This is a genomic window from Micromonospora matsumotoense (genome assembly GCF_050951065.1).
Taxonomy (GTDB): Bacteria; Actinomycetota; Actinomycetes; order Mycobacteriales; family Micromonosporaceae; genus Micromonospora; species Micromonospora matsumotoensis.
On the sequence record NZ_CP192025.1, the window covers coordinates 6687997 to 6703194 of the forward strand.

The 15198-nt window shown below is 73.1% G+C and carries 9 protein-coding genes; 5 read left to right on the plus strand and 4 right to left on the minus strand.

The window, feature by feature from the left end; translation table 11 throughout:
* Nucleotides 1-156: 156 nt before the first annotated feature.
* On the minus strand, nucleotides 157-1650 hold the full coding sequence (locus ACQP1S_RS28610) for an amino acid permease (protein WP_432900832.1): 1494 nt from the start codon (nucleotides 1648-1650) through the stop codon (nucleotides 157-159).
* Nucleotides 1651-2026: 376 nt separating this feature from the next.
* Between ACQP1S_RS28610 and ACQP1S_RS28615 the strand changes: the two genes are divergently transcribed.
* On the plus strand, nucleotides 2027-3715 hold the full coding sequence (locus ACQP1S_RS28615; RefSeq protein WP_432900834.1) for a family 10 glycosylhydrolase: 1689 nt from the start codon (nucleotides 2027-2029) through the stop codon (nucleotides 3713-3715).
* 171 nt (nucleotides 3716-3886) lie between these two features.
* Complete coding sequence (locus tag ACQP1S_RS28620; protein ID WP_432900836.1) at nucleotides 3887-4429, plus strand: phospholipase; 543 nt, start codon at nucleotides 3887-3889, stop codon at nucleotides 4427-4429.
* A gap of 159 nt (nucleotides 4430-4588) precedes the next feature.
* On the opposite strand, the gene ACQP1S_RS28625 is transcribed toward ACQP1S_RS28620, so the two are convergent.
* Nucleotides 4589-7465, minus strand: coding sequence for an ATP-binding protein (locus tag ACQP1S_RS28625; RefSeq protein WP_432900838.1), 2877 nt, complete (start codon nucleotides 7463-7465; stop codon nucleotides 4589-4591).
* Nucleotides 7466-7667: 202 nt separating this feature from the next.
* Nucleotides 7668-7895, minus strand: coding sequence for an FmdB family zinc ribbon protein (locus ACQP1S_RS28630; protein WP_357896884.1), 228 nt, complete (start codon nucleotides 7893-7895; stop codon nucleotides 7668-7670).
* Between the two features lie 56 nt (nucleotides 7896-7951).
* Between ACQP1S_RS28630 and ACQP1S_RS28635 the strand changes: the two genes are divergently transcribed.
* The 3 genes from ACQP1S_RS28635 (at nucleotide 7952) to ACQP1S_RS28645 (ending at nucleotide 13811) form a co-directional block, all read left to right on the plus strand.
* Entirely contained in the window at nucleotides 7952-9262 is a 1311-nt protein-coding gene (locus tag ACQP1S_RS28635; RefSeq protein WP_432900840.1) for a lytic murein transglycosylase, read from the plus strand.
* A gap of 72 nt (nucleotides 9263-9334) precedes the next feature.
* Entirely contained in the window at nucleotides 9335-10351 is a 1017-nt protein-coding gene (locus tag ACQP1S_RS28640) for a GNAT family N-acetyltransferase (RefSeq protein WP_432908402.1), read from the plus strand.
* Between the two features lie 187 nt (nucleotides 10352-10538).
* On the plus strand, nucleotides 10539-13811 hold the full coding sequence (locus tag ACQP1S_RS28645; protein WP_432900842.1) for a lamin tail domain-containing protein: 3273 nt from the start codon (nucleotides 10539-10541) through the stop codon (nucleotides 13809-13811).
* A gap of 56 nt (nucleotides 13812-13867) precedes the next feature.
* Here the strand turns inward: ACQP1S_RS28645 and ACQP1S_RS28650 are convergent, their stop codons facing one another.
* Nucleotides 13868-14434 carry a helix-turn-helix transcriptional regulator gene (locus ACQP1S_RS28650; RefSeq protein ID WP_432900844.1) on the minus strand — a complete coding sequence of 189 codons (567 nt, stop codon included), beginning with the start codon at nucleotides 14432-14434 and terminating at the stop codon, nucleotides 13868-13870.
* Between the last annotated feature and the right edge of the window lie 764 nt (nucleotides 14435-15198).

Genomic DNA, 15198 nt, shown 5'->3' on the forward strand with positions numbered 1-15198 from the left:
GTCGGCCAGGTGCAGCGGGCCAAGGTAACGCCCGCCGGGTGCGTCGGGGCCGGGTGCGGGCCGGCCGGGTGCGGGCCGGCCGGGTGCGGTGTGGCCGGGTGCGCGCCGGCCGGGTACGGGCGGCGGGAACGGTGTGGCCGGCAGCCGACCGGGCGGTCAGGCCGAAGCGGGCTCCTTGGCGCGGCCCTCGGCTTCGCCGGTGGCCAGGCGGTTGCGGCGGTAGCCGTAGCCGAAGTAGATGATCCCGCCGAGCGCCATCCAGATGAGGAACCTGATCCAGGTCTCGATCGACAGGTTGAGCGTCAGATAGAAGCAGGCCAGCGCGGTGAAGATCGGCAGCACCGGAGAGAACGGGACCCGGAACGGCCGCTCCAGGTCGGGGCGCCTGCGGCGCAGGATCGGCACCGCGATGGCGACGATCATGAACGCGCAGAGCGCGCCGATGCTGACCAGGTCGGCCAGCGCGGACAGCGGCAGGAATCCGGCGAGCAGCGCCACCGCCACCGTCATCACGGCGGAGATCCGGTACGGGGTCCCCCAGCGCGGGTGGATCTTGGCGACGGCGGGCGGGATCAGCCCGTCCCGGGAGATGGCGAACCCGATCCGACCCATGGCCACCAGGTCGACCAGGATCACGCTGGTCAGGCCGGCGACGGCGGCGATGGAGACCAGCACCCCGGCCCAGCTCGCACCGACCGCGTTGAAGGCTGCGGCGATCGGGGCGCCCCGGTCGATCTCGCCGTACGGCACCATGCCGACCACGACCAACGAGACGCCGATGTAGAGCGCGGTGGAGATCAGCAGGGTGCCGAAGAGCCCCAGGGTCAGGTCCCGCTTGGGCCGCCTGGTCTCCTCACCCAGGTTCGCCACCGCCTCGAACCCGGTGTACGCGAAGAAGACCACGGCGGCGGCGCTGAGCACCCCGACGAAACCGAAGACGGACGGCTCCAGCCCGAAGAACGCCTGGACGACCGGCTGCTTGATCCCGTCGTCACCGGCGCCGGCCGGCTCGGCCGGCGGGATGAACGGGCTGAGGTTGGCGGCCTTGACGAAGAACAGCCCGGCGACCACGACGAAGACGCAGATGGCGACCTTCACCAGGACCAGGATGTTGGTGATCCGGGCGGACTCGCGGATGCCGATGATGGCGACCACGCCGAGCAGCAGCACGATGCCGATGGCACCGAGATTGACCACGCTGCCCTCTTCGGCGAACCAGGTGCTCGGCAGGCCGAACAGCTCGGCCAGGTAACCCGACCAGCCCCGGGCCACCACCGCCGCGCCGAGCGCGAACTCCAGCAGCAGGTCCCACCCGATGATCCACGCGACGATCTCGCCCATCGTGGCGTACGCGTAGGTGTAGGCGCTGCCGGCGGTCGGCACGCTGGACGCCAGCTCGGCGTAGCAGAGGGCCGCGAGCAGGGCGACCACCCCGGCGATGGCGAACGAGATCACCACGCCCGGCCCGGCGCTGTCGCGTGCCTCGATGCCGGTGAGGGTGAAGATGCCGGTGCCGATCACGATGCCGATGCCGAAGCCGGTGAGGTCGCGGGCACCGAGTCGACGTTTCAGGCCGGGGCTGCCGTCGCTGCCGTCGGCGTCGCCCTGGGCAACCACATCCTTGATCGGTTTGGTTCGCAGCACAGACACCGTACTCACCCCTCCCACCACCGCGATCGCCCTGCTGACGACCGGTGCCGCGCGTTGCTACCCACCCCGACCCCCCGCCAATCACCCCTCCCCCACCCACCCACCATCAACCCCCAGTCCCCCCACAACCACTTTCGGTCACCCCACCCCCACCCCACCCCACCCCCGCCCCGGCCCGGCCCGCCCCGGCCCGGTGATCAAGAGGTTTGCGTCATCCGCCGCGCGAAAGCTGACGCAAACCTCTTGATCACGGGGGTTGGGAGGGGGTGACCCGGGGGCCCGGGGGTGGAGGGGGTGACTGGGGGTGGGTTGACGTGTATCTCTTTCTCGTGGGGAGCGGTGGGGGCCACCGGGGACCTGTTGAAGGGATATCGGCATGAGAGTGACTCGGATCGGTGTGGTCGGGCTGGTGGTGGCACTGCTTGGAGGGCTCTCCTGGAGTGGGTCGGCCGGGGCGGCCACCGCGGCCGGGGCCAGCTTCACCGGCGGGGCCGGGCTCGCTGGCACCGGAACTGGTGGTGTCTGCGAGGTCGATCCGGCGGTGCCGAAGCGGCAGTTCCGGGCGATGTGGATCTCGTCGGTGGTGAACATCGACTGGCCGAGTGCGGGCTCCCGGACCGGGTCGGACCGGGTCGCCGCCCAGCAGGCGGAATACCGGGGCTGGCTCGACCTGGCGCAGCGGCTGCACCACAACGCGGTGGTGGTCCAGGTCCGGCCGACCGCCGACGCGTTCTGGCCGTCGCCGCACGAGCCGTGGTCGGAGTACCTGACCGGGGTACGCGGGCAGGACCCGGGCTGGGATCCGTTGGCCTTCCTGGTCGCCGAGTCGCACCGGCGGAACCTGGAGTTCCACGCCTGGTTCAACCCGTACCGGATCTCCATGCCGGCACCCGGCGGGGCGGGCGCGGACCTCGGGCAACTCGCCCCGGACCACCCGGCCCGGCAGCACCCGGAGTGGACCTTCGCCTACCCGCCGGCCGGGGTCGCCGGCAGCCGGCTCTACTACGACCCCGGCGTCCCGCAGGTCCGCGAGTTCGTCCAGACCGCGATGCTGGACGCCGTCGGGCGGTACGACATCGACGGCGTGCACTTCGACGACTACTTCTACCCGTACCCGAGTGGCACCTACCCGGTGCCGGACGACGCGACGTTCGCCGCGTACCACCGGGGGTTCACCGACCGGGCCGCCTGGCGGCGGGACAACATCGACCTGCTGATCCAGGAGATGGGCACCAGGATCAAGGCGGCCAAGCCGTGGGTGAAGTTCGGGGTGAGCCCGTTCGGCATCTGGCGCAACGCCAGCGCCGACCCGGACGGCTCGGACACCACCGGCAGCCAGTCGTACGACATCATCTCCGCCGACACCCGCAGGTGGGTCAAGCAGGAGTGGATCGACTACATCGTGCCGCAGCTCTACTGGTACATCGGCCAGTATCCGGCCGCCGACTACGCCCGGCTGGTGCCCTGGTGGGCGCAGACGGTACGCGGCACCCGGGTGCAGCTCTACATCGGCCAGGCGGACTACAAGAGCGGCGACCCGGCCTACGGCACGTACTGGATGAACCCGCAGGAACTGTCGGACCACCTGACGCTCAACCGGGCCTACCCGGAGGTGCTCGGCAACGTGCACTTCTCCGCCGTGCAGGTGCGGGCCGACCGGCTCGGCGCGACGAGCAGCTACGCCGCCGCGCACTACTCCCGTCCGGCGCTGGTGCCGACCATGGCGCACCTGCCGGCGAAGCCGCTGCTGCGCCCGGCACTCACCCGGGCCGAGCGGACCACCGAGGGGGTACGACTGCGCTGGCGGCAGCCGGCCGACGGGAAGGGCCCGCTCGGCACCGCCACGTCGTACGCGGTCTACCGGTTCGACGGGCCCGGCCGGGTCGACGGGTGCGACCGGGCCGACGCGGCACACCTGGTCGGCACGGTCCGGGCCACCCCGGGGCAGCCGCAGTCCTGGGTGGACGGCACCGCTGAGCCGGGCCGGACGTACACCTACCAGGTGACCGCGCTGGACCGGCTGTGGAACGAGAGCGCCGCCTCGTCGGCCCGGGTGGTGCGCTGATCGACCTCGGACGCCCCGGGTGCCACGGCACCCGGGGCATTCGTCTGTTTCGACGTATGCCATCAATACGTCGCCTCCACCACATCCCACCGACGGGATATTGATCGAGACTGATCGGATTCCGGTAACCAGCCGGTGACGCACCGTACCGCCCATCCCGCGGAGGAAACCGTGTCCCGTCGTCTCGCCACCGCCCTCGCCGCCGGCACGCTCGCACTGCTCAGCGTGCTCGGCGTCGGCTCACCCGCGTCCGCCGCGGTGAGCACCGCACAGAAGCTCAGCGTGCTGAGCAGTTGGACCCAGACCAGCGCCAGCAGCTACAACGCGTGGAACTCCGGCCGCCTCAACCAGGCCGCCTGGGCGGACTACGGCTTCGACTGGTCCACCGACTACTGCTCGTCCAGCCCGGACAACCCGCTCGGGTTCACCTTCAACCTGTCCTGCTACCGGCACGACTTCGGCTACCGCAACCACAAGGCGATGGGGATCTTCTCCGCCAACAAGACCCGCCTGGACAGCGCCTTCTACGAGGACCTGAAGCGGGTCTGCGCCACCTACAACTCCGTCGTCCGCCCGGCCTGCACCAGCCTGGCCTGGACGTACTACCAGGCGGTCAGCATCTTCGGCTCGGTCGCCGCCGTCTCGCAGGCCGACCTCGACCGGGCCGCCCGGATGAAGGCCGACGCCGAGCGGGCCGCCGCCGTACGCGGCTGACCCACCCGCGCCCTGACCCACCGGCGCCCCGACCCACCCGCATCCGGGCGTCCGGCGGCGCGGACCGCGTCGCCGGGCGCCCGCGCCCGCCATGCCGCGCGCACCACATCCACCGGCGGCCCGCGGTGTCGCTTCCGCACCACCGGTCGGTGCGGCGGGTCAGGCCCACTCCTCCCGACGTTCCGCATCGCGGCGGCCCACCGGTCGAGGGGTGACCGCACTGGCCGGTCGGGGCGTGGCCGTGCCGGTCGGTCGGGGCGTCACCGCGCCGGTGGCCCGGAACCGGACCGAGTCCGCTGCCAGATCCGGGTGCTCCACCGCGAACGCCAACGCCGCCGCCTCCTCCAGGCCCAGCTCACCACCCTCGCCGTAGGCGGCGTCGAAGGCCGCGTCGCCGAGGGCGCGCCGCAGCTCCGCCTGCCGCTCGTGCCAGTACGAGGCGAAGATGCCCGGAGTGCCCCGTAACCGGGCCCGGGTGGCCTGGGCCGCGCCGAAGAGCCGGGCCGCCGTCACCGGCTCCCCACCCAGCGCGCACCGCACCGCCACCGCGTTCACCGTGTCGCAGGCCCGCCCGTGGTAGCCGTGGCCCATCCGGGCCCGCAGCGCCACCAGCAGATGGTCGTGCGCGGCCACCAGGTCACGCCGGGCCAGCGCCACCATGCCCAGCAGCATGTCCACCGATCGGCAACCCCGCTCCACCGGGCGGGCCGCCTCCACCGGCCGGGCCGCCCCGAGCAGCTCCGCCGCCTCCGCCAACGCGCCCCGCCGCCACAGCAGCTCGGCCAGGTTGTAGACGGCCAGCAGCGCGTCCCCGCTGACCTCCAGCTCGCCCGCCCAGTCGATGACCTCCCGGCAGACCCGCTCCGCCTCGGCGAACTGCCCCATGTCGACCAGCGGTGCGGCCCGCCCGGCGAGCACCCGGGCCAGCAGCCCCGCGTCGCCGGCCTGCCGGGCCGCCGCCTCAGCCCGCTGCGAGAACCGCAGCTCCTCGGCGAACTCGCCGTCCGCCCCCGCGTGCAGCGAATGCAGGTGGTACGCCGCCGCCAACTCCGCCTCGGGGATCGCCTCGCCGGTCTCGGCGATCCGCCCGTACAGCCGGAACAGCCACAGCCGGGCCTCCCGGGACAGCCCCCGCTCCCGCCACCACTGGTCCAGCCCACCGGCCAGCCGCAGCCCGGCCCGGGCGCTGCCCCCGGTGGCCGACCAGCGCAGCGCCGCCCGCAACTCACGGGCGAGTGGGTCCACCGCGTAGAGCGACAGGGTGACCGGGCGGCCGTCCTCCCCCAGGTGCGCCCGGTGCAGCGCGTGCTGGGCCCAGGCCACGTGCCGGTCCCGGGCGCCCTGCTCCTCGCCGGTCTCGACCAGCCGCCGCGCCGCGTACGCCCGGATCGGGTCGAGCATCCGGTAGGTGCTGCCGGAGGCGTGCGGCTCGGCCAGCACCATCGACTTGTCCACCAGCACCGACAGCGGGTCGAGCGGGTCCTCGGCGAGCAGCCACTCCACCGTGGCCAGATCCACCGGCCCGGCGAACACCGCCAACCAGCGCAGCAACCGGGCCGCGCGGGGCCCCAACGTCCGGTACGACCAGGTGACCGTGGCCTGCATGGTGAGGTGCCGCTCGGTGGCGGACCGCTGCACCGCCCGGTGCGCCGGGCTCGGCGGCGTCTGTCCGAAGGCGGCGGCGACCAGGTCGACGGTGTCCTGCTGGTTGCCCGCCCAGCCCCGCTCGGCGGGTGGTTCCGTGACGTCCCTCCCGGCGTCGAGGGTGCCCAGCATGTCGTCCAACCGGGCGGCCAACTGGCCGGCGGAGAGCACCCGCAACCGGGCTGCGGCCAACTCGATCGCCAACGGCAGCCCGTCCAGCCGCTGCACCACCCGGCGCAGGTCGGCGGCCTCCGTCCACTCCGGCGGGCGACCACCCCGGGCGGCCGCCGTGCGGTCCAGCAGCAGCGCCACCGCATCGCTCTCGGTCCGCCCCGGCTGCGGGTCGACCGCCAGCGGCGGAATCCGCCACACCACCTCACCGGGGAGACCGAACGCCTCCCGACTGGTGGCCAGCACCCGCACCCCGCTGCCACCGGCGAGTAGTCGGGAGATCACCTCGGCGCAGGCCGCCGGCTGGGCGTCACAGGTGTCGAGCACCACCAGCATCCGCCGGACGGCCGCGTACTCCACCAGGGTGTCCAGGATCGGGCGGCCCGGTTCCGGGCGCGGCCCGAGCACGGCGGCGATCGCGAACGCCACCAGCCCCGGGTCGGTGACCGTGGCGATGTCGACGAACCACACCCCGTCCGGGTACGCCTCCACCTGGCCGGATGCCACCTCGACGGCGAGTCGGGTCTTACCGGCGCCGCCCGCGCCGACCACCGTGACCAGCCGGTGCCGGCGGATCAGCAGATCCAGCTCGACCCGCTCGGTCTCCCGGCCGACGAACGAGGTGACCTGGGTGGGCAGGTTGTGCGCCAACGCCTCGGCGGTACGCGGGCGGGGGAACTGCCGCCCCAGCCCCGGCGCGACGAGTTGGAACAGCCGTTCCCGGTCGTCGAAGCCCCGGAGCCGGTGCAGGCCCAGGTCGATCAGGCTGGCCCCGTCGGGCAACGGCTCGGCCAGCCGTGCGGTCGACGCCGAACAGAGCACCTGTCCACCGTGTGCGGCGGCCGCCACCCGGGCGGCCCGGTGCACCTCGGGGCTGGCGTACTCACCGTCGCTGGGTTCCGCGTAGCCGGTGTGCAGCCCCATCCGTACCTTCGGGGCGGCCTCCGGGTTCGGCCAGTCGTGGGTGGACAGCGCCCGCTGCGCGGTCAGGCAGGCGGTCAGCGCCGCCGACGCGTCCGGGAAGGCCAGGAAGAACGAGTCCCCCTCGGTCAGCAACTCCGCGCCGTCGGTCTCGGCCAGGGTGTCGCGCAGCAGCCGACGATGCTCCCAGAGCACCGGGCGATAGTCCGACCCGAGCAGTTGGGCCAGCCGGGTCGACCCTTCGATGTCCGTGAACACGAAGGTCACCCAACCGCTCGGGAGGTGGATCCGTGGCGACATGCGTGGCACCTCCGCCCCTGACGTCGGGTTCATGCTGCCCTATGGTCAACCGGTCACGCATCGTGAGAACGGTTGGGCGATATCGGACCCAAGGGGTCAATGATCTCGGCGCATCATCGCGCCGCACCGTTACATCGGGCCGCGTCCGGCCCGGTCGACAGCCGGCTGGGTCAGCAACCCGCCTGGTCGACAGCCCGTCCGGTCAGCAGCCGCAGCCACCACCGCAACAACCGCCACCGGAGGCGGGACCCGCCGGGGCGCCACCGGTCGCGGAGCCGCCACCACGGCCGGTGACCGCCACGGTGGAGAGGAGCTTGACCGTGTCGGCGTGGCCCTGAGGACAGCCGGCCGGCGCACCGGCCTCGGCCATCGGTCGACTGACCTCGAAGGTGTCGCCGCAGGCGCGGCAGCGGAACTCGTACCGGGGCATGCCCCCACCCTACGACCGGACCTGACTCCCTGGCCGACATGGGTGATACTCAAACAGTGGTGAGCGGCGAAGATTCGACGGTACGAGCCCTGCGCGCAGCGACCCCGCCCGAGGATGTGCCCCCCGCTCCGCGTCGCGGCTGGATCCCCCGGCCCCGCCGACCCCGCCGTGACCCCGCCAGCCCGCCGGCCGACCCGGCCGTTCCGGCCGCCGTCGCCTCGGCGGTGGACTCCGCCGCAGGTCGTCCCCCGGCCTCCGAGGTCCGACCGGACCCGGCGACGTCCGGGGCGGAGCCGACCACGACGACCGGCCCCGGCGACGAGGCCGGGCCTGCGCCGAAGACGGATGCGGGAGAGAAGGCCGGGCCGACTGCGAAGGCCGACGCTGACGGCGGTGCGGAGCCCACCACGAAGGCCGACACAGTGGCGGGTCGGCGGCGGAGGATTCCGTTCGCGCACGCCGTCCGGCTGCCGCCACCCCGGCAGGCGGTGGGAGCCGCGACCCGGGCCACCCGGGCCTGGTCCCGTCGTCCGAGCGGCCGGCTGACCCTGCCCGCCCTGTTCCTGTTCGCACTGGTCGCGGCGACCGCCGCCGTCGGCGCGGTGGTGGTGCCGAACGCGGTCCGGGCACCCCGACCGGTCGCGGTGGACGACACCGCCACCACCGGCCCCGGGCTCCCGTCGGTCACCGCGACCACCGGGGTTCCGCTGCTCCCGGGCGGGATCGTCCCCGGACTGCCGCCGGGCAGCTTCCCACCGGGCGGGGTCGCACCGACCGCCCCCACCGCCGCCGGTCGCCCCGCCGACGCGCTGGGCGACTGGGCCCGGGTCACCGGCACCAAGGTGGGCATCTCCCCGATCGCCATGCAGGCGTACGGCTACGCCGAACTGGTGCTCGCCCAGACGAACCGGAGCTGCCAGCTGAGCTGGACGACGCTCGCCGCCATCGGCTACGTCGAGTCCCGGCACGGGCAGGCCAACGGCGCAACGCTCGGGCCCGACGGCCGGGCCGTACCGGAGATCATCGGTGACCCGCTCGACGGCAAGGGCGGACGGTCCCTGATCCGGGACACCGACGGCGGGCTGTTCGACCGGGACACCGTCTACGACCGGGCGATCGGGCCGATGCAGTTCATCCCCACCACCTGGGAGCAGGTCGGCGCGGACGCCGACAACGACGGCCGCAAGGACCCGCACGACCTGGACGACACCGCGCTCGCCGCCGGCAACTACCTGTGCCAGGGCGGCCGGAACATGACCATCCCCGGCGACTGGTGGGGGGGCATCCTCTCCTACAACGATGTACGCCGGTACGCGCAGGACGTCTTCGACAAGGCCCACGAATACGGACGCGCAAGCCGTACGTGAGGTGATCGTTCGCATACATTACCGGACCGGACACTTCCCCCGAGAAGCCGTTGACGGCAAGCTAGACGCGTGATGGTGCGCGAGTGGGATCCCCGAACCGCGTCGTCCGCCGAGATCGGCTCCGTGCTGGACACGCTGAACGCGGTCCTCGCCGCCGATCTCCCGCAGGACCCGCCGTGGCGGGAGGATTCCCTGCGGGAGTACCTCTCCGAGGTGATGCCCGGCGAACGACGCATCTCCTGGGTGGCGGAGGCCGATCCACCGGCCGGGGGCGGTCCCGGGCAGATCCTCGGGCACGTGCACGTGCTGCTGCTCGGTGACATCGGCGTCCTGGAGGTGCTGGTGCACCCGGCGGTGCGCCGCAACGGGCTGGGCCGGGAGCTGGTGCTGACCGCCGCCCGTCGGGTCTACCAGGAGGGCTTCCAGTCGATCGGGGTGGAGGTCGTCGGGGACACCCCGGCGATCGGCTTCTACTCGTCGCTGGGCTTCGCCCTGGAGTACGTCGAGACCCGCAGCGTGCTCGAACTGGCCACGGTCGACTGGACGGCGCTCACCGAGATGGCTGCCGGCGTCGACCCGGGCTACCACCTGGAGTTCTACCCGGGCGGGCCGTCCGACGACCTGATCGAGGCGTACGCGCGGGCGAAGGCCGAGGTGCGCGATGTCGACGACGGCGAACTGCGCCCCAGCTCGTACGACCCGCAGCGGCTGCGGGACAGCCTCGACACCCTGCACCGCCGGGGCATGAAGCCGTACATCGTGCTCGCCCTCCAGCAGCGGACGGGCGCGGTGGCCGGCCTGACCGAGGTGGTGGTGCCGGTCCAGCACCCCACCCGCGCCGACCAGTACGACACCATCGTGGTGCGCGACCACCAGGGATACGGCATCGACCGGGCGATCAAGGCGCGGATGCTGCTGGAGCTGCGTTCCGCCGAGCCGGAGCTGGCCGAGGTGCAGACCTGGAACGCCCAGGCCAACGAGGCGATGCTCAAGGTGAACGCCGAGCTGGGCTACCAGACCGACCGGGACTGGTGCGAATACAGCGTGGACGTCGCCGAGCTGGTACACCGGTTCGACGCCCAGCGCTGAGCAGCGACCGGCGGCACGGCACCCCGCAGCAGCGGACGACAGCCGGCGGGCGGCCGCACCGGGCGGTGCTGGGCGGCACCGGGCGGGCACTGTCGCGAATTCACCACATCGCCGTCGCAGGGATGGACGGCGGACAGCGGCGCACCTTAACGTGCGTTGGTTCCCGTCCACCCATCGTGGAGGCCCCATGCGCCTGCGCCGCAGATTCGCCGCGCTCGCCACCGTCGCCGTCGTCGCCGTACCGGTGCTCGGCATCGCTCCCACCGCGGCCACCGCCGCGCCCACCGACCTGTTCATCTCCGAGTACGTCGAAGGATCGTCGAACAACAAGGCGATCGAGCTGTACAACGGGACCGGCGCACCGGTCGACCTGACCGCCGGCGGCTACCAGCTCCAGCTCTATTTCAACGGGGCCACCACGGCCACCACCATCGCCCTCACCGGCACCGTCGCCGCCGGGGACGTCTTCGTCTTCGCCGCCGCCTCGGCCGGCCCGGCGATCCTCGCCCAGGCCGACCAGACCACCGGCGCGAGCCTGTTCAACGGCGACGACGCGATCGTGCTGCGCCGGGGTGGGACCGTGCTCGACGCGATCGGGCAGGTGGGCGTCGACCCGGGAACCGAGTGGGGCAGCGGGCTGACCAGCACCGCCGACAACACGCTGCGCCGGCTGCCGTCGATCTCCGCCGGGGACACCGACCCGTCGGACGCGTTCGACCCGGCCACCCAGTGGGCCGGGTTCGCCACCGACACCTTCGACGGGCTGGGCGCGCACACGCGCGACGGCGGCGGACCGGTGGATCAGCCGGCCGTGCTGACCTGCGGCGGCGCGTTGACCATCGAGGCCGGCGCGACCGGCAGCCGGGTGGTGACCGGCACCGACCCGGACGACACGATCGTCGACCTGGCGGTCACCTCGGTCAGCCCGGCCCCGGCGAGCGGCTCGATCAGCCGTACCGCGTTCACCCCCGCGACCGCGTCGGGTGGCACGGCGACCGCGACGGTCACCGCCACCGGCCTGCCCGGCGGCACGTACGCGGTCACCGTGACCGCGACGGACGCCGACGGCGGCACCGCCACCTGCCTGCTCACCGTGCAGGCCAACGGGGTGCTGTCGGTGGGCCAGGTGCAGGGCCCGACCCGCGACGACGAGAACCCGCGCACCGACCGCTCGCCGCTCGCCCCGCCCACCGGCACCGGCACCAGCCCGCTGCTGTACGACGTGCGCGGCGTGATCACCCAGAAGTCGCTGACCCGCACCTCGGCCGGCGCCGACCAGTACGGCTTCTACCTGCAGAGCCGTACCGGCACCGAGGACGGTGACCCGCTCAGCTCGGACGGCGTCTTCGTCTTCATGGGCGCGTTCACCACGCTGATCGGCGGCTACGCGCCGACCGTCGGCGACGAGGTGCTGCTGCGCGGCCGGGTGTCGGAGTACTTCGACCAGACCCAGCTCTCCGGTGCCTCGCTGGTCCGCCGGCTCGACACCGGGCTGGACGTGAACACCGCCGTGACGGTGGACGACGCGGTGCCGCCGGCCGACGCTGCGGCGGCGGACCGGTTCTGGGAGCGGCACGAGGGGGCCCGCCTGCGGGTCCGCAGCGGCTCCGGCGTCACCGGTCCCCGGGACGTGTTCGGCTCCACCGCCGACTCCGAGGTGTGGGTGGTGGACCGCGCGGATCCGCTGTTGAAGCGGGCCGACCCGTACGCCCGCCGGGTGTTCCGGGACACCCACCCGCTGGACGACGTGCCGGGGCAACTCTTCGACAACGGCAACGGGCAGCGCATCCTGCTCGGCGGCGGCGGCGTGAAGGCCACCGCCGGTGACTCGACGGCGCTGCTCCCGCCGGCCCGCACCTTCGACACCCTGACCGCCGACGCGTTCGGCGCGGTGTCGTACGGCTTCAGCAAGTTCAGCGTGCAGCCGGAGTCGCTCGCCCTGACCGCCGGGGTCGACCCGGCGAAGAACAACCCGCCCCGCCCCGCGGACCGCTCCCGGGAGGTCGCGGTGGCGACCTACAACGTGGAGAACCTGTACGACTTCCGCGACGACCCGTTCGACGGTTGCGACTTCACCGGCAACTCGGGCTGCCCGGGGGTGTCCCCGCCGTTCGACTACGTGCCGGCGGGCGAGGCCGACTACCGGGAGCACCTGACCGAGTTGGCCGCCCAGATCCGCACCGACCTGCACGCCCCGGATCTGATCCTGGTGCAGGAGGCCGAGGACCAGGACATCTGCGCGGTCTCCGGGGGCACCCTGGTCTGCGGCACCACCGACAACGCCGATGGTGCCCCGGACACCCTCCAGGACCTGGCGCTGGCGATCCGGGCCGCCGGTGGTCCCGCCTACCTGGCGGCGTACGACCGCACCGGCGCGGACGCCCGGGGCATCACCTCGGCGTTCCTCTACCGCACGGACCGGTTGTCGCTGGCCGGGGCGACCGCCACCGATCCGCTGCTGGGTGCCGCTCCCACCGTGCAGTACCGGTCGGCGGGGCTGGCGTCCAACGCGGATGTGCAGAACCCGAAGGCGCTCAACGCGGTGCTGCCGGCCGACACCGACACCTCGACCGGCAAGGACGGCAACAACGTCTTCACCCGGGCCCCGCAGCTCGGCAAGTTCGTGGTGCGGGCGACGCCCGGCGGGTCGGAGTCCTCCCTGCTGTACGCGCTGAGCAACCACTACTCGTCGGGGCCGGACACCCGGGTCGGGCAGCGCACCGAGCAGGCCGGGTACGGGGCCGCGATCGTCACCGCGATCGAGGCGGCCGACCCGAACGCCCGGGTGGTGTACGGCGGGGACCTGAACGTCTTCCCCCGCCCGGACGACCCGATCGCGACCGGTGCCGACCCGACCCCGTCGGACCAGCTCGGGCCGCTCTACCGGGCCGGCCTGCACAACCTCTGGGACGACCTGGTGGCCGACGTGCCGTCGGCGGCGTACTCGTACAGCTTCCAGGGGTCGGCGCAGACGCTGGACAACCTGTTCGTCAACGACGCGCTGCACGACGACCTGGTGCAGATCCGGGCGGCGCACGTCAACGCGGACTGGCCGGCCGAGTTCACCGGGGACGGCACCCGTGGGGCCAGCGACCACGACCCGCAGGTGGCCCGGTTCCGCAGCCAGCCGTCGCTGCGGGTTGCCGACACGTCCGTGGTGGAGGGCGACCGGGGCACCAGCACGATGACGTTCCAGGTCACCGTGTCCCGGCCGCTGTCCCAGCCGACGACGCTCTGCGCCGCCACGGTGGGACTGACCGCGACCGTCGTGCTGGACTTCGACCCGTACGTCGGCTGCCGGACCCTGCCCGCCGGGCAGACCTCCCTGGCGTTCCCGGTGACCGTGCGCGGTGACCGCAAGCGGGAGGCGGACGAGAAGATCGCGTTCGCGGTGGCCGGCCCGCTGAACCTGCGGTTCGCCGACCTGTTGGCGACCGGCACCATCACCGACGACGACTGACGATCCCGTACCCCCGACGGCCCGTCGGTCCGGCTTCCCGCCGGATCGGCGGGCCGTCACCATTGCGGGCCCACCACCCGGGGCGGTGGTGGCACGTTGCGGTACTTCGCCACCCGCACCTCCCACTGGCTCCGGCGGCGCATCGCGTCCCGGACGGCCCGGTTGCGGTAGAACGTCTCCGGCGGCCGGGCCAGCCCGTAGACGTCCGCCCACCACTCACCGGGTTCCGGGTCGAGAATCGTGTCCAGGTGCGAGGGGTAGCGGCGCTCCGCACCGTCGCGTGCGTCGTCGCGGTCCCGCATCGGGGTGAGCACCCGGCCGAACTCGTCGACCACGGCCAGCCGGAAACCGGCCGCCGCGATGATCCGGCGCAGCAGGGCGATGCTCGGCGTGAGCGCACCCGCCTCGATCCGACCCACCGTGCCGTGGTGCACCCCCGCCCAGCGGGCCAGTTCCCGTTGACTGGCATCCGCGCGACGACGGACCGCCCGCACGATGCCGGCCGCCGGCCAGGGCAGGTCGTACGGCTTGCTGAGGAAGGTGGGCGGCTCGTCCTCCCATCGCCCCGCCGACCGCCCCTCTGCCCCCGCACGACCCGGCGCGTCCCCGGACGCCGCACGCACAGGGGCCGGGCCGCAGGCAGACGCCGGAATGGCCCCGGAAGCCGAAACAGAACCGACGTCCGGGGCGGCATCAGCGGCCGGGTTGGCATAGGCGGCAGGGGCCGCATGAGCGGCCGGGGTGGGATGGGCGGCGGGTCGGTGCGGCGCGACGGAGTCGGTCATGTCGCCACCGTCGCGCTCGGCCGGGCACCGCGGCAACCCCGCCCTCGTCACCTGTGGACAACGCCGCCCCCTGTGGAAAACCCTCCCCCACGACCAGCCACCTCGACTACAGCGAGTGACTGTTCCGCTCAGATCACCTCGGTTACTGAGCGTAATCCGGAAGTCAGCCCCGCCGACACCATCAAGATCCGCAAAGTCCGCCTCACCTGCGAAAACAACACTCCATCGTCGGCCCGGCCCCACTCCCTTGCCGGCGCTTTGCTCTGCTGCCCCATCAGCGACGGACACCCAGAGCAAGCGTCGCGCGGAGGGCAGCAGAGCAAAGCGTGCGAGAGAGGGTAGGGATGGTCGGGCGAAAGAGTGCGGAGAGTGACCGAAGCCGTGTCGAAGCCGGACGGGCGACGCCGACGAGGGCCAGCCACCCCTGCCGGAACGGGGCAGGCAGACGAGGCGGTAGAGGCAACCATCCCGTGCCGGAACCGGCAGGCGGGCGAGGCGGTAAGGGGGCAGCCGCCCCGTGCCGGAACCGGACAGGCGGTCAAGGGCCAGCCCACCCTGTGCCGGAACCGGACGGCGGACGACACGGTCGAGGGTCAGCCCGA